The sequence below is a fragment of the Mucilaginibacter sp. L3T2-6 genome (assembly GCF_030519355.1).
Lineage (GTDB): Bacteria > Bacteroidota > Bacteroidia > Sphingobacteriales > Sphingobacteriaceae > Mucilaginibacter.
The window spans coordinates 1-21,136 of sequence record NZ_JAUMKC010000016.1 but is presented as its reverse complement, the minus strand read 5'-3'; the positions used below and the strand labels follow the sequence as shown (position 1 = coordinate 21,136).

24 protein-coding genes are annotated in these 21,136 nt (G+C 44.8%); 10 read left to right on the top strand and 14 right to left on the bottom strand.

Features of this window, described 5'->3' with window-relative positions; translation table 11 throughout:
• Nucleotides 1-638: 638 nt before the first annotated feature.
• The 9 genes from Q3W13_RS17045 (at nucleotide 639) to Q3W13_RS17005 (ending at nucleotide 5,682) form a co-directional block, all read left to right on the top strand.
• Nucleotides 639-1,400, top strand: a complete 762-nt coding sequence (locus Q3W13_RS17045; RefSeq protein ID WP_302865793.1) for a hypothetical protein — start codon at nucleotides 639-641, stop codon at nucleotides 1,398-1,400.
• Between the two features lie 173 nt (nucleotides 1,401-1,573).
• Nucleotides 1,574-1,840, top strand: coding sequence for a helix-turn-helix domain-containing protein (locus tag Q3W13_RS17040; protein WP_302865791.1), 267 nt, complete (start codon nucleotides 1,574-1,576; stop codon nucleotides 1,838-1,840).
• A gap of 15 nt (nucleotides 1,841-1,855) precedes the next feature.
• Nucleotides 1,856-2,119 (top strand): helix-turn-helix domain-containing protein, encoded by a 264-nt coding sequence (locus tag Q3W13_RS17035; protein WP_302865790.1) that lies wholly within the window; start codon nucleotides 1,856-1,858, stop codon nucleotides 2,117-2,119.
• On the top strand, nucleotides 2,116-2,433 hold the full coding sequence (locus Q3W13_RS17030) for a hypothetical protein (protein WP_302865788.1): 318 nt from the start codon (nucleotides 2,116-2,118) through the stop codon (nucleotides 2,431-2,433). The genes Q3W13_RS17035 and Q3W13_RS17030 overlap by 4 nt, the downstream gene beginning before the upstream one ends.
• A gap of 193 nt (nucleotides 2,434-2,626) precedes the next feature.
• Nucleotides 2,627-3,046 (top strand): MobC family plasmid mobilization relaxosome protein, encoded by a 420-nt coding sequence (locus tag Q3W13_RS17025; RefSeq protein WP_302865786.1) that lies wholly within the window; start codon nucleotides 2,627-2,629, stop codon nucleotides 3,044-3,046.
• Complete coding sequence (locus Q3W13_RS17020; protein WP_302865785.1) at nucleotides 3,009-3,977, top strand: relaxase/mobilization nuclease domain-containing protein; 969 nt, start codon at nucleotides 3,009-3,011, stop codon at nucleotides 3,975-3,977. The genes Q3W13_RS17025 and Q3W13_RS17020 overlap by 38 nt, the downstream gene beginning before the upstream one ends.
• Before the next feature lie 36 nt (nucleotides 3,978-4,013).
• A complete protein-coding gene (locus Q3W13_RS17015; protein ID WP_302865783.1) occupies nucleotides 4,014-4,547 on the top strand; it encodes a hypothetical protein in 534 nt (177 codons plus the stop codon).
• A 29-nt stretch (nucleotides 4,548-4,576) separates the two neighbouring features.
• Complete coding sequence (locus tag Q3W13_RS17010; protein ID WP_302865782.1) at nucleotides 4,577-4,957, top strand: hypothetical protein; 381 nt, start codon at nucleotides 4,577-4,579, stop codon at nucleotides 4,955-4,957.
• Nucleotides 4,957-5,682 (top strand): zeta toxin family protein, encoded by a 726-nt coding sequence (locus tag Q3W13_RS17005; RefSeq protein ID WP_302865780.1) that lies wholly within the window; start codon nucleotides 4,957-4,959, stop codon nucleotides 5,680-5,682. The genes Q3W13_RS17010 and Q3W13_RS17005 overlap by 1 nt, the downstream gene beginning before the upstream one ends.
• A gap of 78 nt (nucleotides 5,683-5,760) precedes the next feature.
• On the opposite strand, the gene Q3W13_RS17000 is transcribed toward Q3W13_RS17005, so the two are convergent.
• From Q3W13_RS17000 to Q3W13_RS16985, 4 genes are all read right to left on the bottom strand, one after another.
• Nucleotides 5,761-6,942: a chromate transporter gene (locus Q3W13_RS17000; RefSeq protein WP_302865777.1), complete on the bottom strand. Its 1,182-nt coding sequence runs from the start codon at nucleotides 6,940-6,942 to the stop codon at nucleotides 5,761-5,763.
• On the bottom strand, nucleotides 6,927-7,376 hold the full coding sequence (locus Q3W13_RS16995) for a chromate resistance protein ChrB domain-containing protein (RefSeq protein WP_302865775.1): 450 nt from the start codon (nucleotides 7,374-7,376) through the stop codon (nucleotides 6,927-6,929). Before Q3W13_RS16995 ends, Q3W13_RS17000 begins: the two co-directional genes overlap by 16 nt.
• Nucleotides 7,377-7,398: 22 nt before the next feature.
• Nucleotides 7,399-8,379, bottom strand: coding sequence for a DUF1259 domain-containing protein (locus tag Q3W13_RS16990; RefSeq protein WP_302865773.1), 981 nt, complete (start codon nucleotides 8,377-8,379; stop codon nucleotides 7,399-7,401).
• Nucleotides 8,380-8,457: 78 nt separating this feature from the next.
• The gene (locus tag Q3W13_RS16985) at nucleotides 8,458-9,297 is read right to left on the bottom strand and encodes a chromate resistance protein ChrB domain-containing protein (protein WP_302865772.1); all 840 of its coding nucleotides are present in this window, start codon (nucleotides 9,295-9,297) and stop codon (nucleotides 8,458-8,460) included.
• An 89-nt stretch (nucleotides 9,298-9,386) separates the two neighbouring features.
• On the opposite strand from Q3W13_RS16985, the gene Q3W13_RS16980 reads away from it, so the two are divergent.
• Complete coding sequence (locus Q3W13_RS16980; protein ID WP_302865771.1) at nucleotides 9,387-10,385, top strand: YncE family protein; 999 nt, start codon at nucleotides 9,387-9,389, stop codon at nucleotides 10,383-10,385.
• 12 nt (nucleotides 10,386-10,397) lie between these two features.
• Here Q3W13_RS16980 and Q3W13_RS16975 read toward each other — a convergent pair whose 3' ends face one another.
• The 10 genes from Q3W13_RS16975 to Q3W13_RS16930 form a co-directional block, all read right to left on the bottom strand.
• On the bottom strand, nucleotides 10,398-11,615 hold the full coding sequence (locus tag Q3W13_RS16975) for an efflux RND transporter periplasmic adaptor subunit (RefSeq protein WP_302865769.1): 1,218 nt from the start codon (nucleotides 11,613-11,615) through the stop codon (nucleotides 10,398-10,400).
• Nucleotides 11,608-12,873 (bottom strand): efflux RND transporter periplasmic adaptor subunit, encoded by a 1,266-nt coding sequence (locus Q3W13_RS16970; protein ID WP_302865767.1) that lies wholly within the window; start codon nucleotides 12,871-12,873, stop codon nucleotides 11,608-11,610. Before Q3W13_RS16970 ends, Q3W13_RS16975 begins: the two co-directional genes overlap by 8 nt.
• Entirely contained in the window at nucleotides 12,848-14,074 is a 1,227-nt protein-coding gene (locus Q3W13_RS16965; RefSeq protein ID WP_302865766.1) for a TolC family protein, read from the bottom strand. Before Q3W13_RS16965 ends, Q3W13_RS16970 begins: the two co-directional genes overlap by 26 nt.
• Nucleotides 14,071-15,966 (bottom strand): efflux RND transporter permease subunit, encoded by a 1,896-nt coding sequence (locus Q3W13_RS16960; RefSeq protein WP_302865764.1) that lies wholly within the window; start codon nucleotides 15,964-15,966, stop codon nucleotides 14,071-14,073. The genes Q3W13_RS16965 and Q3W13_RS16960 overlap by 4 nt, the downstream gene beginning before the upstream one ends.
• Nucleotides 15,963-17,237: an efflux RND transporter permease subunit gene (locus Q3W13_RS16955; protein ID WP_302865762.1), complete on the bottom strand. Its 1,275-nt coding sequence runs from the start codon at nucleotides 17,235-17,237 to the stop codon at nucleotides 15,963-15,965. Before Q3W13_RS16955 ends, Q3W13_RS16960 begins: the two co-directional genes overlap by 4 nt.
• A gap of 46 nt (nucleotides 17,238-17,283) precedes the next feature.
• On the bottom strand, nucleotides 17,284-17,529 hold the full coding sequence (locus Q3W13_RS16950) for a heavy metal-binding domain-containing protein (RefSeq protein ID WP_302865761.1): 246 nt from the start codon (nucleotides 17,527-17,529) through the stop codon (nucleotides 17,284-17,286).
• 127 nt (nucleotides 17,530-17,656) lie between these two features.
• On the bottom strand, nucleotides 17,657-18,040 hold the full coding sequence (locus Q3W13_RS16945) for a hypothetical protein (protein WP_302865760.1): 384 nt from the start codon (nucleotides 18,038-18,040) through the stop codon (nucleotides 17,657-17,659).
• Nucleotides 18,041-18,816: 776 nt separating this feature from the next.
• Nucleotides 18,817-19,380: an AraC family transcriptional regulator gene (locus tag Q3W13_RS16940; RefSeq protein WP_302865758.1), complete on the bottom strand. Its 564-nt coding sequence runs from the start codon at nucleotides 19,378-19,380 to the stop codon at nucleotides 18,817-18,819.
• 15 nt (nucleotides 19,381-19,395) lie between these two features.
• On the bottom strand, nucleotides 19,396-20,535 hold the full coding sequence (locus Q3W13_RS16935) for a permease (RefSeq protein WP_302865756.1): 1,140 nt from the start codon (nucleotides 20,533-20,535) through the stop codon (nucleotides 19,396-19,398).
• Between the two features lie 112 nt (nucleotides 20,536-20,647).
• Nucleotides 20,648-20,914 (bottom strand): helix-turn-helix domain-containing protein, encoded by a 267-nt coding sequence (locus tag Q3W13_RS16930; protein ID WP_302865753.1) that lies wholly within the window; start codon nucleotides 20,912-20,914, stop codon nucleotides 20,648-20,650.
• Nucleotides 20,915-21,136: the final 222 nt, after the last annotated feature.

The following is a 21,136-nucleotide window of genomic DNA, read 5'->3' as shown; positions in this document are numbered from 1 at the left end:
ATTAACCCCATACTCGGTGACCTTTTTCAAGTGGATAAAATAGGTCACCGCAATAGTCACCAAAATTAAGATTTGCATCATTTTTACCGGGACCCGAACCCTCGGACCAAACGGGACCGAGGTGATTTAAACTCATCCGATATCAGGCCTTATCCAGACGGTTTGCAAATCCTAAAACTTGATATAAAACGAGCTGTTTTGAGGCTCGATTTTATGGGGTCAAATAATTGATTTACAAATAGTTAACTATCAATTTGATGACTAAATTAGGTGTTCCGGACCAGTCACCGAATAGGTCGCTGGCTGGGTCATAAATGCTGCGGTGTTTTGCGTTTTTTTGAGCATAAAAAAAGCGCTTAGACCAGTAATCTAAGCGCTTTTACGAAGCTTTTAAGGCTTCTTAGCGGAATGGACGGGACATGAACTATGCCCTAATTTCGCTAAAAACAAAGTTTTTGTCTTGGTGCTCACCAGATGCTCACCAATTTTTTGCAACTAAATGACTGCAAAGGACTTACATCAAAGATACGAATTCATACAAATTATCACAATTTAATTTACCCAAATTGTTCCCGAACCTGTTTTTGACAAACTACGAACCGAATAGTAGCTTTGTTCATCTATGACTAAAACAACCTATGAGTAATACCTATTTCAAACACCGTGACCGTTTTGATTTTGCAAGCGATACACTTGATATTGGCAACCCGCTTTCCTGGAACCGCGCCCATTTTCTAAAGCACTTTTTTAAGCGCGTTTTTGCCATTGGTGATGACCGGCTGGGCGAATTTTACCGGCACCACTTGGCTTATTATTTAGCCAACCATCCGGACGGTAACGAAGAATCCTTTTTTAAATATTTATGGGATATGGTCGAAAGACAATTAAAAGTGCTGACCGGTAAGGATGTGTATGATAAAAACCATATCCGGAATGAGCGCGAAATCCAGCGGCTTAGAAAATTTACCGAAATACTGATTCCGCTTGACCAATGGCATTTCCACAAATCAAATGACGCTGTGATCGCGCAGCAGGAATCGGAAATCCATACCCTTAAACAACAGATCGCAGCGCTGAAATCCGAATTGAAAAAAGCAACAAGCCTCGACACCAAACAGTATATCAATATACCCAAAGGCAGGCTGCTCGCTTTTCTTGATTTGGGCATCAAAATGCTGGACCTTAAGCTGCCGGAAGGTAAGGAGTTGTTATTTGCAGAATTTCCCATCGTCTATGTCAAACTGATCTGCAAGTATTTCCGGGAGGGTCACGAGGAGATCGACTTTGACCGGGTCCGACGTTATTTCCCAAAAGACAGAAGCAAACCAAGTAACCGTTCGGCTACTATCGCCGCAGATCAACAACTTTTCGAGATTAAGTCTATCAAAAAGCGCAGTTAAAGCAGCCGCACAATTTTTTTTCAGCCTGCTATTGTCATTAATACCATCAAGCTGATATTGAGCATATTGCCAAACGAAATCGGCTTAACTTAAACCCCTTCAATTTACCATGCGGAACCGCATGGTAACGAAAACTTAACTGTATAGCACACATTTGCCCCAAAACAAATGCTATGCAGATCATCAATAATGAAGCCCTCAGTCAGTGCATCAGGGAAGCGGTCAGGGCAGAACTACAGGAACATTTTAGAACAGCAGGCAGCCAGCCAGCCGAGGAGCGGCTGCTGTCCAAACAGGAACTGGCCGCAGAACTGGGCGTGTCACTGGTTACCCTTACCGACTGGATGAAGAAAGGGCTGCCTTTTCTTCGCCTGCACAAAAGGGTCTATTTCAAAAAGAGCGAAGTGCTCAAAATTATGCAACAAAATTTTAATAATTAACAGAAAGGAAAGAAGATGCAAGTAGAATTAATTACCAGGCAGGATCTGGCGACATTCAAAAATGAGTTATTAACAGAAATGAAAGCCCTGTTGCAGCCCGGTCAGGCACAAAGCAAACAATGGCTGAAAAGCGTTGAGGTCAGGAAGCTGCTGAATATCTCTCCAGGTACATTGCAAAACCTGCGGATCAACGGCACACTGCGCTATACCAAGATAGGTGGGATGATGTACTATAAATTAGAGGATATCCATAAAGTACTGGAAGGGGGCCGTAAATGATACAGGCAGCGAATCAAAAAGAAACGGCCGATTACAGCAAATGGATCAGGCGCATGGCAACCGATGGCAGGATGCTGGCTACGCACGTCAGCCTGTTTACAGCTTTATTTATCTGCTGGCATCGCAGTGAATTTAACAGCCCGTTCGCAGTGAACCGGCGTGAACTGATGAACCTAAGCAAAATTGCTTCGATTGCCACCTACCATAAGTGCATAAAAGAGCTGGATCGCTTTGGCTATATCCGCTACCAGCCGTCTTACCACCCGAAAAATGGCAGTCTGATCTACTGGCCTGAAGTGACAGCAGGGCTTTAATAGCAGTGCATTTTACATTTAGCAGTCTATCGGGATAGTTGCGTCGTAGTAAGAAGCAAGTTTGTGTTTTTGTTACCACAAAAACTCCCGCCATGCCTTCGGCAGGCAGGCAAACTTGCTTTTTGCTCCCGATGGTCGCAAAAAGAGAATCAAGGATTTATTAAGAATTTATGCGTCGTGTAGTAAAACCAATATGACAACAGTACCGCAAAAAACAGCACAGAAATCCGCGTCAGTTCGCCCAAAAAGTAAGGGCGGCAGGCCAAAAGGAAAGGTCAGACGTGATCAGGTATTAAGGATCAGGATCAATGCTGCGGAGCTGTTTTTGATCCGGGCAAAAGCCAGGGAAGCCGGCATGCGCGCCAGCACCTGGATCAGGCAGGCAGCCAAGGCTGCAAAAATATCATCGCGCTGGACACCCGAACAAATGCAGGTATTACGTGTGCTGACCGGGATGGCAAACAACCTGAATCAGCTGGCCAAACAGGCAAACAGCGGCAAGCTGTTGTTTATCGCCCGTAAATGCGATAGCCTGCTGGTCGAAATTGATGATACTTTAAAATACTTGAATAACCATGATGGGCAAGATCGTGAAATCGGGAAAGAGCTTTAAGGGCTGCGTGGAGTATTGTATGCTCAAAAATAAAGCAGAGGTATTACACGCCGAGGGAGTACGTGCAGAGGACATCAGGCAGACCATTGCTGATTTTAATATGCAGCGGAAACTCAACCCGGGGCTGGGGCAAGCAGTAGGTCATATTGCGCTGAATTTTAGCCCCGAGGACGCCCCCAAACTGACCAATGAACGCATGCTGACGATTGCGCAGGAGTATTTACAAAGGATGAAAATTGGTGATACCCAAATGCTGATCGTCAAACATAACGACACTAAACATCCACACCTGCATATCGTGTATAACCGGGTCGATTATGCCGGAAAAACCATATCAGACAGCATGCAACGCTGGCAAAATGTCAAGATCAGTAAATCGCTGACGCTGAAACAGGGGTTGCACCTAAGCCAGGGTAAGGAGCATGTTAACCGTCAACAGCTCAAAGGACCGGATAAAGTGAAATACGAACTTTTTGATACCATTAAAACCGTTAGCCAAAAAGTGCGTAGCATGGATGAACTGCAACAACAATTGAAGAAACAAGGCATTGGTATGCAGTATAAGTATAAAAGCGGTACGCAGGAGGTTCAGGGCATCAGTTTCACTAAAGGGCAGTATAAATTCAAAGGATCGGAAATCGACCGCAGCCTCAGTTATGGTCGGTTGTCTGCATTCATCAGCCAGCGTGTAGCGCAGGAACAACGGCCACGGCAATCTTTGGCCGACCAGCTACGCGAACGCATGCGTGAAAACAGCCAGCAGCACGTATCGACGCCTGGCATCAAGGGCAGCAGGCCATCATTGCTGGGCACCCTGTTGGAGGAGTCTCATTTCGGCAATCAGCCGGCAATGGATGACAGCCAGTTCCGCCGAAAAAAGAAAAAGGGGCGGGGTTATTCGCAAGATCATGAAAGTTCGATGCATTTATAAAGGTTATTATTTAGGAAATGATACAACACAAATCGTATGGAAAATCAACTCAAAGAACGGCTAAACAGCCAGGAAGAGATTACCGATCAACTGGTCAAGCACAGCCAGGAACAAGCCGAGAGGATTGCTAAGCTGGAAACTAAAGCAGATTCCTATCCAAAGGTTTATGCGCCTGACCATAGCGCGGAACTGGCAGCCATCAGGAATGAATTAAAAGGTTTAAATGACAACTACAAAAAAAATTTCGAGGCGCGTTGCGCAATACTGGATAAACGGATAGATGCAGTGCCCAAGGTGATCCCGGTCGAACACCACCATCATTTCAACGCAAAATCCAAATGGATGTTCATTATTTACTTTCTTTTGGTAGTTGTCGGGTCCATTTTCTGCGGTTTGACGATTGGATTTGGCTGGGAAGTGCATACGCTCAGTGATATGCTCAACACCAGAAATATCCAACCGGTTGCCCCGTTACCTGATGAGCACCCGGCTACCGAAAAACCCGTGCACAGAAAGGGTGGTATGGGGCGAAAATCAGCCGCCCATAGCTATCCGATTGTTAAACAATAATTTGTATTGCCATGAACAAATCGTTAAATTTGAATGAATTTGCCGGGCAGGACACCCTAAGTATTTTTGTCAATGCCAGGCAGGAACCCGTCGGTGTTCTTATTCCGTTAAAACACTGGTCTAAGGTAGCACCCTCGATTGATAAGCATTCCGAATTACACCGGCTAATGGAGCAGTTAACTTATAAACCGATCTTTGAATGTTCTCTAAAAGAGCTTGAAGACAGACTGCGCCCGGAAATTGAAAAGGTCGAAGCCCAGCATTTGAATGCCGGTCAATACAATGTTTATCAGTACACCGGGGATGCCAAATCTAAAAATATGTTTGTCCGCCAATATGCCGACCACAGGGAATTGGTCAGGACAGATAGTACCACAGGGCAAAGCCAAATTCTCAATAGGAATTTCTAATGGAGCAGCCAAAACTGTATGTTTTTGCGGGGCCTAATGGCGCCGGCAAGAGCACGCTGTCCGCCGCTATGCTGCCTCCGGGCACCCCGGTATTTGACGGCGATAAAGAATTGGCCCTGTTAAGACAGAAATTCCCCGGTCTTGACAGTGGAAACCTGTATGAAGCCGTAAACGGACATATTTTTTCCGATTGGAAAGATCAGGTGCAGACAAGGCGTATGGATTGTGCTTTTGAAACCAATTTCAGGTCTGCAGAGGTCATGAACACCGTTAATCAATTTAAGAACAAAGGATATGAAGCACGGCTTGTTTATTTTGGCCTGGACAGCCTGGAGGCATCTGTTGAACGGGTAAAAGTAAGGGTGGCAATGGGTGGACATGATGTCACTTTAGATAACATTACCGCCAATTACAATGAGGGGCTCAAAAACCTGCAAAATCATTTCCGGGATTTTGATGAGGTGCTATTGGTCAGAAGCTTTGCATCGGACAATCAACAAGCTTTAAAATTCCATCCCTATTTAAAAATTGAAAATGGGCAGATTAAAGAGCAGGCCGAACAAATACCGGATTGGGCAAATAAGCTGGTACAAAATATTTCGGCTCGGGCTCAACTCCTCGCTGAGAAACAGCAGCAACAGCAAAACCGGATACAAAAAAAAGACAGAGGCCCCGGAGAAGATTTAGACCAGGGCTATGACCGCGGCCCAGGAATAAGCCGATAAGTAAAAATATTGTTTAGAGGAAATGCGGCATAAAACAGCATTTTCCTAAAATACGATCTGCAAACTGCTTTTACAGAATTACAATAATTTAAGCGCAGCGCCGATAACCGCAGCAGTCCCAATGATAGCTGGTTCTTTTATTTTATTGTTGTAGATCAATGCTAATACCGCAGTAATTGCGATTAATGTAGTCGGAATATCAATAATTGACCGCAACCCGATGATAATCACCGAGCCGACTAAGGCCCCAATAACAGAGGCGGTAATCCCGTCAACGAAAGCTTTGATACCTGCGTTTTTAGCAATCTTTTTAAACGACGGCGCTAAGGCTATCGTGAAAAGGTAGCACGGTAAAAAAGTCGCTAAGGCTGCTACACAGGCTCCAGGAAATCCGGCGACTATATAGCCGATAAAACCAACCGTGATCACTACCGGCCCCGGTGTTATCATTGCCACTGCCACAGCATCCAAAAACTGTTTTTCATTTAACCAGCCAAACTCCTTAACCACTCCACCATGGAGGAAAGGAACGATAGCTAGCCCGCTCCCAAACACAAATGCGCCTGCTTTTAAAAAGAACCAGCCGATCTCAGGTAGGAGCTTACTGTCATATTTCCAGAAACTAACGGAAAACAAAATTCCGACAGGTACAGCGGTCGGTTTCCTGATCCAGCGCGGCGGGGCTTTGATTAGCATATACAGGATGCCGCAAGCCAAAAACAAAATGATCTCTTCTTTTTGAGTAATAACGGTAATAAGGATTCCGATAATGTAAAATAGCCACAGAAGCCATTTACCTTTCATGGCAACTATTTCAAATTTGCTAATCGTCTTGATTGTAAGCTTATATGCGCTCATGGCGATGATACCGATGACCGCAGCACCAACGCCATAAAATACGGCTTGCATCCACGGCAACCCTCCGTAGAGCCGGTAAGCCATCCCTATTAAGACAACCATAATAAACGAGGGCAATACAAAAGCCAATCCCGTTAAAGTCGCACCGATCAGGCCATAATGTACAAAGCCGATATAAATACCCAATTGCGCCGCTAACGGCCCTGGTGCCAGTTGTGCTAAGGCCAACCCCTCTTTATATTCTTCCTCGGTCAACCAGCTTTTATCTTCTACCAGGTCGCGGTGCATATAACCTACTAAAGCTACCGGGCCGCCAAAGCCCCAGGTGCCCAGCTTCAGGTAATATTTAGTAATATCCCAAAGCGAGTACACTGGTTTACTTTTGATCAGTTGTTCTGCCATGTATGTTTTTCCTCCTGTACATATTTCGCCCAACTATATAAGGCATTGTAAATCTGCATGCCAAAATCAAGTTGCTCATGGTCATTGCGAAAATTATACGACAATCCAGCAGAAATGGCCCAAAGACCGGCTGCTTGCGGTGCCAGGTCAAAGCGTGCGGTATCAGCACCACGTACAATTTCAGCGATCTGCAAAATCGCCGGATCGGTCAATTCGTGTTTTTTCACGATATAATCAAACGTGCATCGTTCCCCTTCATGCGAATATTCCGTACCGGGTATATCGTATGGGATCGCATTAAGCATTTCAGCCTTTTCAAAAACTTCTTCTTTTGGCACATAAATGAATTCCGCCTCGCTGTCAACAAAGTTTTTGATGAGCCAGGGGCAGGCAATACGGTCTATTTTTGGCCGTTCACGGGTGATCCATTTCATAAGCTAAAAATTAAAACCAGTTTTACATTTTCATTCCACCCATCGGTTTACCCAGCACGTCCAAAGCTGCACGGAAGCCCTGCGCTAAATCCGCAGCTTTGCCCCGGCCATAGTAATGCAGGAATATGATATGCGGATCATCATTCAGCATGTGGCTATGGACGGCGACTACTTCAAGGTTATGCAGGCGGAGCGTTTTAATGACGCTGTTTACTTCGTCGGGTAGCATCGCTATATCGCCTGCGATCTGGGCGTCATCATGTTTGCCGGCAAACGAAGCCCAGGTATTCAGGCCTATATTGGTCGTCATTTCCACGCCCATCATCATTACTTTCAAATCGGCACGGCCAATAGTGTATTTATAGGTAGGGCCGTTTACGGTGCCGGTATATTTAACAATCGCATCAAGTGCAGGGATGTCGAAATTTTCCTTTCCTGTAATACTTGATGGTGCAGACGGAGCAGGTTGATTTGCTGGAAATATTTTACTATCACGAATGGTATCCGCGTACTTTTTTGCAAGTTCGGCAATACTACCCATCCCTTGAATATGCATATAGAATATCCTTGGTTCCTCGTAGAAAAAGTGGTTATGTATCGCGCTTATTTCCAATCCGTTCGCCTGCGCTGCCGATATCATCGGGTTAACTTCCTCCTGGAGTAGAACGGTATCGCCCATCACCATAGCTGTTTTTCCGTCGATCGATTTTTTGAAGGATACCCAGCCGCCAAATCCAAAGGGGATTGGGATCGGTGCGCCTTTGAGCGTCATCTTTAAATCATTGCGGGGCAAGGCCGTAGTATGAAGCGATTCCGCTTCTTTATAGCTTCCCTTTTTACCGATGGCGGTTTCGATGGCCGCGATCTCTTCGGGTGTAAGACCGGGAGTATTACCTGAAGGTAAAACTTTAGCCTCGCTGTGCTGAAGCGGTAATAATAAAGCTGTTCCTAAAATGGCTGTAGCCTGAAGGACCTGCCTGCGGGAGAATTTCTTTGTTTCCATAGTTGATAGTATATATTATGCAATACTATCTTTTTGTTGTGGCGCAAAATAGAACAGCTATTACTAATGGTACAGATTTTACTTTTTTTGCAGGGTTTTCCGATATTCTGAGGCGGTCATTCCCATCTGCTTTTTGAATATCCGGTTAAAATGGCTCTGGTCGGAAAATCCGGTCAGGTAAGCGATCTCCGTCAATGAATAGTTTGTCTTTTCTAACAGGTTCGTCGCCTTTTCAATGCGGAGTTTCCGGATGTAATCACCAAATGATAGGTTATCAAAGTATTTCGAAAACTCTCGTGACAAATAGGAAGGGTTGATCTCCAGGTCATGAGAAAGCTGTTGTAAGCTTAAACTCATATTGGTGTCGAGCTGATCCTGTATCATTTCCTTGAGTTCTTTTGTCCAGGCCGGAGCTTTCCTGGAATTGTCTTTGAGATATTTATGGTAAACCTCCAGTAGCATTTGCTCAACGGGACCACCCTGGGTATGCTTCAATTGGTGCAGGTGTTTGGCCCAGCTATATAATCCATCATAGACGGTCATCCCCAATTCCAATAATTCATGGTCGTCTTTAATATTATAGGCCAATCCCGAAAATATCGCTTCCAGGCCAGCAGCCTGCGGTGCAAAATCGTGGCGGTCGGTATCAGCCCCCCGAACGATGGCGGCAATACGGTAAAGTGCCTCATCTTTCAGTTGGTGCTTTTTGATGAAATAATCAAAACTGCATTGGTCTTCGTAATGGGTGTATTCCACACCCGGCAAATCGAACGGCGTGGCATCTAATTCCTTAGCTTTGGTAAGAACTTCAGCAAAGGGTACATAGATAATTTCAGCGTTAGGATCAATGAATCGCTTAATTAGCCAGGGGCAGGCAATACGGTCAATTTTTGGATGTTCGCGGGTGATCCATTTCATAGATGGTAAAGTTAACAGTACTGGTGCTTATTGAAAATTCAGAAATATAACAGAAACAAATCCTAGATTCGGTTATTTAAATCATCAATATGGACTGCTATCGTTTAATACCTCTATTTATCGTGCTGGGTTGCTTTAGTAGTTGTAAGGCTCAAGAAAGTGGAAAACAATATCTTACGCTGGAAAAGGAGATTGTCTTGCCAAATGTCAAGGGAAGAATTGATCATATTGATATTAATATCAAAGATCAGATCGCATATATCGCCGCTTTAGGTAATAATACGTTAGAGATTGTTGATATGAAAAGTGGTAAAGTGACCGGGAGCATTTCCGGGTTGGATGAGCCGCAAGGCGTAGCTTATATTACCAAACATGACGAATTGTTTGTGGCCAACGGCGGTACCGGCGAATGTTATTTTTATAACGCTAAAACATTTACAAAAACAGGTAGCATCAAATTTAATGATGACGCGGATGATGTACGCTATGACGCGGATCCCGATAAAATTTACGTTGGTTACGGGACGGGTGGAATCGGCATTATCGACGGAGCCAGCCATAAGTTAATCGGGGATATTAAATTACCTGCACACCCCGAATCCTTTCAATTGGATGCAAAAGCAGGCAAGCTTTGGGTCAATCTGCCAGGTTCGGGCATAGTGGGGGTTTGTGACTTAAAAACCTTAAAGCCTACAGCCAAATGGTCAAAGCTGTTGCCACGCGCTAACTTTCCAATGGCCTATGACGAAACGCAGCATCATATTATAATCGGCTACCGTGTACCTGCAAAACTGATCATTTATGATAGCGATACAGGTAAGGAAATTTTCAACGCCCCGATGGTGGGCGATGTGGATGACCTTTATTGGGATGCGAAAAACAAATGTGTTTATATCAGTGGTGGTGGCGGAGCAGTTGATATTTTTAAACAAATAAGCGATACTTCCTATAAACAGGTTGCACATATCAAAACCCGCGACGGCGCCCGTACTTCCTTACTGGTTCCGGAATTGGGAATATTACTTATCGCTGCCAGGGCAGACGGTCATCAACAAGCGGCTTTACTGATTTATAAAACAGTTAAGTAGCCAGTTCATAAATCACATTTTCATTCCGGCCATGTTGTCGCTCCCATTCTTAAATATCGCTTCACTGTTCATTAAATAGGCACCACTTGTAACCACCACGTCACCCTTATTTAGCCCTGAAATTACCGGCACATAGTTTTGATTGCCTGAACCGATTGACACCATTTTTGGCGAAAAGCTGCCATCGGCATTTTTAACCCACACCAAACTTCCCTTGCCATCAACCAAAACGGCTGATGCTGGTACAGCCAAACTACGCTTGCCTTCCGAGCCGATAGAGATATAAGCGTGCATACCGGGGCGAATTAATCCCTGCGGGTTGGAAATACGGATTCTTACCAAATCTACTTTGGATTGGCCTGATAATTCCGGATTGATAAATTCAACTTTGCCTGCAACAATCTGTCCGCTCAGGTCGGGTAAGGAAACATTTACTTTGTCGTTCACGTGATAATTTCCCGCCTCGGATGCATATAATTGTGCCTCTATCCAAAGCGTATTTAAGGCTTGTGTTTTGAGAACAGTAATTCCTTCAGTAACATAGTCGCCCTCATGAATTGCTATATCGCTAACAGTACCCGCGATTTTGCTCAATACAGTAACTGTAGCCGATACCTTACCAGATTGCGCTAGATTCCTGATCTGTTCGGGTGATAATCCCCATAGCAGTAATTTGTTTTCGGCACTGCTAGTGAGTTGCCCATAATCAACATCCGGGTTGTGCAGTATTTTTTGCTGCTGCCGAGCGAGCAAATATTCTTTTTCTGCCTCCTGTAAGTCTTCACTGTAAATAGTGTAAACTGGCTGACCTATACTTACTTTTTCACCAACTGTTCTAACAAATAACTGCTGTATGCGCCCTGCAACCCTCGCGCTCAATTCGTCTGTCTTGCTTTCGTCTGTTGTTACCGTTCCGGTCAGTGTTTTTTCAACCCCGGTGTTTTCATCGCAAACGGTATCAGTTTGAATACCCGCCAAACGGATCTGCGTAGCTGTCAACACGATTTTATTACTATTCATCGCATCAGTTCCCGTAATCTCCACCTTGATCAGTTTCATGCTGCAAATGGGGCAATTGCCGGGGTGATCCTCATGTACCTGCGGGTGCATGGAGCAGGTATAATAAGCCTTTGCCTGCACCTTTGCGACTGCCTGTTGCTGCGGTTTGGGTTTGCATGCGGCAAGTCCTAATAAAGCTAAGAACCCTATTGCTATTTTTATCTTATTCATTGCTTTGCGTTTTTATGAAGCTTTCACTGTCCGACAAATACTGCGCGTTTACCGCAATACTATCCGCGACAGTTATTCCTTTTGTGATCTGAATTTCGTTCCCCTCATTGATACCGGTCTCGACCTGGTGTACGCTATATGCTGCCCCGGTTTTTAGCCAGACTATTTTTGTTCGCCCCAAATCAACCAGCGCAGTTCGCGGTATCCATAAGCCACGCTCATTTCCGGTCTCTATTTGAGCTTTTACCAGGCTGCCCACTTTTAGCTCATGGTTCATATTATGCAGATACACTCGGATACTTGTCGTTTTATCGCCGACCTGCAATGTTGGCTCGATAAAATCTACCTGGCCGCTCAGTGTTTTATCCGTGTTGTCGGCAAGTGATAGCGTAACCGCCTGATGCAGTTTTATAGCAGCAATAGATGAAGCATAAACCTTAATAATCGCCCAAAGCATGTGCGGGTCGACGACATTGAATAGTGTTTGCCCTTTTTCGACATACATGCCTTCCTTGATTGACAACGGAAGGTTTCCGGTTAGGTCAAGCGGCATTTGGTTATCCGAAGTGCCTGACATTTGGCTATGCGGCATATCGTGAACATGACCGTCATAAGGACTATATACCGGCAAGCTGTAGAACGCTTTCTCGGATTTGACAACTTGTTCAACTTGGGCGTCGGTCATCCCCAGCAATAACAATTTCTGCTTGGCCGCTTGCATTATTCCAGCTTCCTGCGATGAATTTTTGCTGAGAAAGATCAGGTCCTGTTGTGCTGTGAGCAGTTCAGGGCTGTAAATATCAAAGATGCGCTGGCCGCGATGAATTTCCTGGAACGCATATTTAATATACAGTTTTTCGATACGGCCTGAAAAGCGCGAGGCGATATTATTAAATGTTCGGGTATCAAAATCGAGGTAACCATTTGCTGAAACGGTTGTCGGAATAGCTTTTTGCTCCGGTGTTATCGCCGCGACCGACGACACAACCGAATTGTTAACCGGTTTCAAAACGGTATTCAAACTGATACCTGCGTCTTTACTGGCCTGGCCCGCTTTTTTCACCAGCGTCATGCCACAAATCGGGCAAGTTCCGGGGTGGTCTTCCAATACCTGCGGATGCATCGGACAGGTGTATTTCACTGCCGCTTTCACTTGCGATGCGGCGGGTTTCTTTTGCTCATTTGAACACGCAGAAATCAACGTCGCACCGGATAAGATGGCTACGATCAGGCTAATATTTTTCAATCTCTTTTTCATAAGCTACCTGTAAGGTTAATAGTTCCTGTAAGCGGTCAAGGGCAGTCATTCTTGCCATTTGCAGATCCTTGATTCCGTTAAGCACCGATGGCAGATCGCCGGTGTTTTGGTCATAAGCCTGCAAAGCCGTTTTATAGCCGTTTTGCAAGGCAGGGATAATATTTTGCTGATAATTATCAAGCTGCTTTTTCTTACTGCCCATGCCGGCTTTAAGGCCAGCTAACTGTCCTGCGGTTTGGTTGAGGATATCCAATTTTTTCTGCTGCAATTCTTCTGTTTCAAACCTGACGCCTTTCAAATTAGCCTTGTATTCTTTTGACGACCACGGCGCAATTGGTATTGTTATAGAAGCCATTAATATATACTGATTAGGATAACCTCCATAACTAAACATGTGCGCCGCTTGTATGCCAAAATCGGGCTTACGTTTGCTGTATTCCATTTGAGCGTTCAGTTGCTGCAAGTCGATATTTCGGTTAATGCCCTTAATGTCACTACGGCTATTTGCTAAAGCTGTCGTGTCAGTAATTGCCGCTTCATAATCTTTGAGCGTAATAGTGGTATCCACTGCGAACGGTGCAGTTTTATCCCGGTTCATCAGCGTGTTAAGCAGGATATTCCGTTGGCTGATGCCATCGCGCAGTTCCTCACGTGTATTGTCAAGTTCATATAATTCAGCCTTAGCCTTATAGATATTAGGCAGCTTCTCCTTGTTATATGTTAACCTGATATTGGCGTCTTTCAGCATATATTCCAGCAAGCTTTGCGTTTGCTGCAATAGGGCAAGTTTTTTTTCCAGTACCACGCGTTCATAATAATATTGCTTGGCCTGCGCGAATAGTTGGTTTTTCAAATAGTCCTTATCAGCTGAGGTAACTTTGGATTGGCCTTTCAAATAATCTTCTTTTGCGCGCAGCTTTGCCGGGTTGGTAAACATTTGCTCTCCCTGTATCATGAACGAACCGCCATTCGGACTCAGCTGGTAAGGCACCTGGTATTGTCCCGCGCTTAGCTTTGGCGCATCGAGATTTTTCGCACCATCTGCATAGGCATTCTGTGCCTTAGCTTTTGCGTCGTAAGCTTGCAGCGAGGGGTTTGCAGCTACTTTTGCTAGCACACTGTCCAAAGGCAATGTCTGCGCTTTGACGACACCCGCACTGCAAATGAGCATGGTGAGTATGATTTTTAGTTTCGTTTTCATGATTCCTTTACCTCCAATATGTCCAGCTTGCCATGCTTTCTGAGTTCATATTCTTTTACCATCAAAAAGATCAATGGCGTAACCAGTAAAATATGTGTGGATGATGTCAATACGCCGCCGATCATCGGCAACACAATTGGTCGCATCACATCGCTGCCTGTTCCGGTTGCCCATAATACCGGCACCAGGCCGAATAAGGCCACGCAAACGGTCATCAGCTTTGGCCGCAGGCGTTTTACTGCGCCATTCATCACATATTCCCGTAAGTCTTCCCTGGTGATAGTCTCCCGTGAGTTTCCTTGCAGGGCCACCAGCTGCTGCATTGCATCGTTCAGGTAAATAACCATCACGATACCCGTTTCTACGGCGATACCGAACAGCGCAATAAATCCGACTGCCACGGCAACAGATAAATGCACACCAAAGAAATACACCATATAAGCACCGCCGATAAGCGCGAAAGGAATACTGATCAAGCTAAAGAATGCTTCCCTGATAGAATGAAAGGCAAAATACAGACAGGCGAAAATAATGACCAATACAATGGGCAGAATAAGTTTTAGCGTCCGCTCTGCTCGGATCAGGTTTTCATATTGCCCGCTCCATTCGATATAATAGCCTTTTGGCAGAACCTTGACCAGGTTGTTGAGCTTGTTTTGCGCTTCTTTAACGGTACTACCGAGGTCGCGGTCACGTACATTGAATAATACTGTGCCCCGCAGCAAGGCGTTTTCCGACTGGATCATCGCCGGGCCGTCGCTGATCTTGATGTCCGCGACAGATGATAATGGAATAGGCCCGTAATTTTCTGTTTGTACCAGTGTGCGTTTGATTGCTTCAAGATTATTGCGGTAATCCTGCGCAAGCCGGGTATTGACGCTGAAGCGCTGCCTACCTTCTACTGTCGTGGTTAGGTTCATGCCGCCTAATGCACTTTCCACTACCTCGTTAACATCATCGATGCTTAAGCCGTAACGGCCGATGGCCTCTTTATTAACCTGGATGTCCAGGTATTTGCCACCTGTTATCGGATCAACATACAGGTCTTTGACGCCGTTTACACCTTGCAGCGCTTGTTTCATTTGCGTTGCCAGCGCGTTGATTGTATCCAGGTTCTGTCCATATATTTTCAGACCCACGTCCGTTCGGATACCGGTGGAGAGCATATTGATTCGGTTTATAATGGGCTGTGTCCAGCCATTCACCACACCGGGAATTTGCAGCTTGGCGTTGAGTTCATTGATAATATCTTCCTTTTTAATGCCCGGCCGCCATTGATCTTTCGGCTTTAACAGAATGATCGTTTCCGTCATACTGATTGGTGAGTTATCTGTCGCGGTATTGGCCCGGCCGGCTTTGCCCAGCACGTTAGCCACTTCCGGTACACTTTTAATGATCTTATCCTGTACTTGTAAAAGCTGTTTGGCTTCGGCGTTTGAAACATCCGGTTGGGTGACCGGCATGAACAGGATGGTTCCTTCGTCCAGCGGCGGCATAAACTCGCTCCCTAATGAAAGAAGGAGTGGTATGCTAACGATTAGGGCGATGATGTTAATGGTCAAAGTGGTCTTGCGCCATTTGATGCACCAATCCAGCACAGGCCGGTAAATTCTTTCCAGTCCCCGATTCAAGGGGTTATGATCGTCGGTTCGCAGCTTTCCTTTCAGAAAAAAGGAGATGAGTACCGGGGCTAGCGTAACGGCCAGTATAGCATCGATACCGAGTATAAAGGTTTTCGTCCACGCCAGCGGGCCAAACAGTTTGCCTTCCTGTCCCGATAAAAGGAACACCGGCAGGAATGAAGCTACAATAATGACGGTAGAGAAAAACACGCCACGGCCAACCTGTTTACAGGAGTTTTCGATGATTTTAATTCTTTCTATAGTGGTCATAACTTTTCTTTTTGTTGTGCGATTGATAGGTTACGATGCGCGTTTTCAACCATCACGATGCCGTTATCCACGATGACACCAATAGCTAAAGCAATACCGGTCAAGGACATAATATTGGAACTGATGCCAAAGGCATTGAGCAGGATAAAGCTGGCTGCAATGGTAATGGGTATCTGGATAATAATGCTCAGAGCACTTCGCCAACTAAACAGGAAGAGAATGACGATAATCGACACTACGATCATTTCCTCGATCAGCGTATGTTTTACTGAACCGATAGCATTCTCGATCAGTTCGCTGCGGTCATAAGCAATATTGAAGCTAACACCTGACGGCAGGCCTTTCTGTATGTCGGCCATTTTAGCTTTTACCGATTTGATCACCTGGTCTGCATTCTCACCATAACGCATCACCACGATGCCGCCGACAGCTTCGCCGTTGCCATTACGGTCGAAAATGCCCAGGCGCTCATCACCACCCATTTGCACCGTTGCGATATCTTTGATAGCCACCGGTATAGTTTTGATTACGCCAACGGGTATGTTCTCTACATCCTGTATCGTTTTGATATAACCAAGACCGCGTACGATGTAGCCCGTACCGTTCATTTCAAACTTGCGTCCGCCGACATCGTTGTTATTGCTTTTGATAGCCTTGAGCACCTCTGAAAGCGGGATATTATAATAGTTCAGCTTGTTCGGGTCGATATTGACCTGGTATTGTTTTTCAAAGCCACCAAAGGAGGCAACCTCGCTAACGCCGGGAACTGTCTGCAAACCAAGCTTCACATACCAATCCTGCAAAGCACGTTGTTCGCCTAAATCCATGCCTTTAGCGTCAAGCGTGTACCAAAGAATATGCCCGACGCCAGTGCCATCTGACCCGAGTGTCGGAGTAATACCTTGCGGCAATAAGCGCTGTGCGTAGTTTAGTCGTTCCAGTACCCGGCTGCGCGCCCAATAGACATCGGCTTTGTCATCAAATACGATATAAACAAAGCTCATCCCGAACATGGATGTAGCGCGGATAGCCTTCACTTTGGGAATGCCCTGCAGGTTGCTCACCAGCGGGTATGTCACTTGGTCTTCCATGATCTGCGGGCTGCGACCCTGCCACTCGGTAAACACGATCACCTGGTTATCCGATAGGTCGGGTATGGCATCAATCGGATTTTGATTGACCGCATAAGCACCCCAGGCAAATAAGCCAAGCGCGATCAGCAGAACGATATACCTGTTCTTTAAGGACAGGGTAATAAGTTGATTGATCATCTTAATGATTTTGTTAAGCCCGGATATTTCACCGGGCTTAAATGAATTACATTTTCATTGATTTCTTTTTCAGATCGCTCTTTTTCACCAGCGTCATTCCGCAGCCGGGTTTGGGGCATTTACCAGGTTTGTAAGCCACTACATCCGTGTGCATAGGACAGGTGTAGATCACTTTAGTGGCCTTAGCTTTTTTAGCGGTGTCGGCGGTCATGGTACCGTTGTGTGGAGTAGTTGCAAAAACGGTCGCGGCGGAAAAAATGATGGCAACAGCCATAAGCAGGAACTTTTTCATGTTTTTAAAAAAATTAAGAATGGATAAATGGCATAGAGCAAGCCCGATGCGTGAATTATAAATTAAGATGATGAATTGAGAATAACAGGTTAGCCCGTACAGAATGTACAGCTAAGAGAAATAACGATCAGATCCGGTAAGTACAGTTAAGGGTATAGACAGGTATATCCGAATGCCCGGGTGGAGCATTCCCCTTGTAAACTATTTTAGTGTGTAATATGCTGACAACAGGTTCGTCAACAACGCTGATAAACGATGGAATAATAGCGGGCGAGGGATGATTCAGAGAAAAAGAGGCGGCGCTAAAATGGCTGTCTTTGACTTTGAAGCTTTGCTTCTCGTGACCGCAGCATTTATTCTTATTCCCGGATATGCTATTTGAGTTATCACCCGCGCCAAAACTGGAACTCACAGTTATCAGCTTACCGCAGCAATACGAACGGTTCACACTCATACCCATGAGGGATATCAAGTAGATTGCCGTTAATAAGATGAGCGCGGTGCGTTTCATTAATGCAAATATATAAAAGTATACGTCTTGAGGAATGATATAGTTGTAAGCCGCCCCGGTTAAGAGGCGGCTTACTGTTAATTACAATTTACAGACCTTCTTACAAGTACCGTCTGCCTTGCAGGTCTTGCTGCAATAATCCTCACAGTTTGGCCCGCAACTCTTTGCGCAGGTTGTACAGTGATTCATTTTACTGTTACAGCAAGGGGTATTAGCATAAGTAATAGATACAGCAGATAATAACATCACCATGGTGATGAAAAGAAACTTTTTCATGATTTTAAATTTTAAGAATTAATAATAAATTGAAACATTGATGCCAGTGGCTGGCATTGATCCGAAAGCTAAAGGATTATGCTTTCGGCGGGTTCCAATTATTATTGTTATAATCCGATAAGTCTCCTATAACGAAAGGGGTATGAGACTGACCGTTTAAATCAGTCGTGATAGAAATCACCGTTGATTTAACAAGTCCCCAGTTGCAACAAGACAGAACGCAGATGCACCCGGTTTTCGGGCAGTCGCTTTTTGCCCCATGCTTAGTTTCCTTGCAGCAATTGCTATGCAAACAGCTTTTGGTACTTGATTGGCAATCTTTGCGCACGCTCGCAATTCCGGGAACCGAAGCGGATAGCATAAAGATCATTACCAGGAAAGCAGCTAAATATTTCATGTTTTATTGAATACGCTTATTGCTCGATTATTATTGTGCTAAGTTAGACGGTTCTATTCAGCAATCCTTACATCATTTTGTCAAATATTTATATCCTATTGTATCAGATCTTATCTATTGGCTTCCTTTTCATTTTACCAGAGTTTTTGAATTCACTCGGTGTTAAACCGGTAACACTTTTGAACTGCGTCGACAAATGTGCACTGCTACTGTAGCCCATCTGATAAGCGATCTCATTCAGGTTGAGTTCGCCATAAGCAAGCAGCTCTTTTATTTTTTCGATCTTCTGTTCGATAATAAACCGTTCGATGGTCGTGTCCTGCGCATTTGAAAACAGCCTGCTCAGGTAGGAATAATCTTTACCTGCTCTTTTGGAGATATAATCTGAGACGGACGTATTAAATTCAGAAAGGTCGGAATGGTGTACTAGCTCAATGATCGCATTTTTGATTGCCTCAACGGTTTTTTCCGTTTCTGTATTTATCAGTTCAAATCCCGGCACTTTCAAGGCCGAGGAAATCAACTGTAATTGTTCCTCGTCCGGTTCAGGCGTAATGTCGGCCTGGCCCAGTATAACCTCATTTACATGAAAGCCGAGACTTTCCAATTGCTGACGGACAATCATTTGGCAACGGTCGCAAACCATGTTTTTTATACGAAGCAGCATAATAGCACAAAGCTATTACATTTTCATGCTTTTCCGGCCCAGGAAGAAGTACCAAAGCGAAACCGGGATAAAGATCAGGTTAAGCCAGGTATTGTAATTCCACACAAAATGTTGCGCACCCATTTGCATACCACTGCTGTTTGATTTTGGCAGCCAGTGCAGTGCCGCGAAAGAATAGTCAAGAAACAGCGAGGTCAGGAAGATGCTGATCACCAAGAAGACTAATAAATACCACATTGTTTTACCGCCGTAATAGCTTTTGAAAACCAAGAGCATAGGTACGGTTACCAGGTCTGACAAGATAAAAGCAATCACCCCGCCGAACGAGATGCCGCCCTGCCAAAGCACCGCCGCCATAACGATATTGCCTACCGAACAAACAAAGGCAATAACAGCAATGAATATGCCCACAATCGCATTCCAACTTAAAACCAGGAAGTGCGGCATTGAGGTATGGCCTGTTAAAAACAAGCCCTGCCAGAAACTATCAGGCACGAGCACCATCAGTATTGAAGCGATTACAAGGCCTATAGCAATGTCTTTCCCCACCATCGTTACGTCCATATAAAAATGACCGCTGGCAGTTTTGAGCCGTTCTAATATGCCGGGCTTAGCAACTTCTTTTTGGGGCATGCTGTGGCAACAAGATTTTGTTGCAGCAGGCTGATGTTCGTGACTGTGATCATGACCGCTGTGTTCATTATGCCGTATATTCTCTTTCGCTTCGTCTTTTACTTTTGGCGGGAAAAACCGGTTAATGAGTATGGCTGATACAATGATAAAGAACAAGCCGCCGATGACCTCTCCGCCAAAAAATGACCAGCCCAGCAGTGAAACGATCACAATAAATATTTCAAACACTAGGTTAGTACTGGCCACCATGAATGATACCGCATTAGACCAGGTAGCACCTTTGATCAGCAGTGTTCTGGCCATTGATGCAGCCGCGTAAGAACACGATGAGGAAACGGCACCGAAAAACGTAGACAATGCCGTTGAAGCCACCGTGTCCTTCCCCAGTTTGGATGAAATTTTTTCTGTTGAGGCAAATGCCCTAACTAACGATGAAAGGATAAAACCAAAGGCCAGGCCCCAATAGATATCCCAAATCATAAAGAAAAGGCCGGATAATATTTTTAGAATAATGCTGATCATGATTATTGATTTACATTACAAAATTACCCGGCCTGTCGTTTTTTAATTTTACAGATAAATGGATTTGATTTACAGGATTACGATGTCTATAATTTAGACTTATTACCGCAAATTAAAATGTTTCACAGGCATACTTTTCTAAAAATTCCAAAGCCGAGGCCTTCTCGTAAAGTATGACTTTCCGGCCATATTGACTATACCTTATCTCGCCGGTGTCCCGTAATTTTTGTAAAGTGCTCCGGCTTTTGATGTGGAGTAACTTCATGACTTCCTCACTGGAAATCCACACATTATCCTGGACTTTTTTCTCCTGTAATCGTTTGACAACCGTTTCGATCAGTTCGTAAAACGCATTTTCTTCAATGCAAATGACATTCATTTTTAAAAAAAAACGGCTGGCCATAAACCCAAAGTATGAGCGGTAGCCATTCCTCATTCACCTGTACCGCGAAGATAGCCCGCCGCCGGGATAAAAAGTCAAGGCTATACAAGCGGGCGGGGAATTGTTCGCTTTCAGCGGCTCCGCCCGTATTCTAAGACTTTCGCAAATAATTGTTGAAGATTACTTATCGGCTGTTTTAAAAGTTAAAGAAAAATCCAT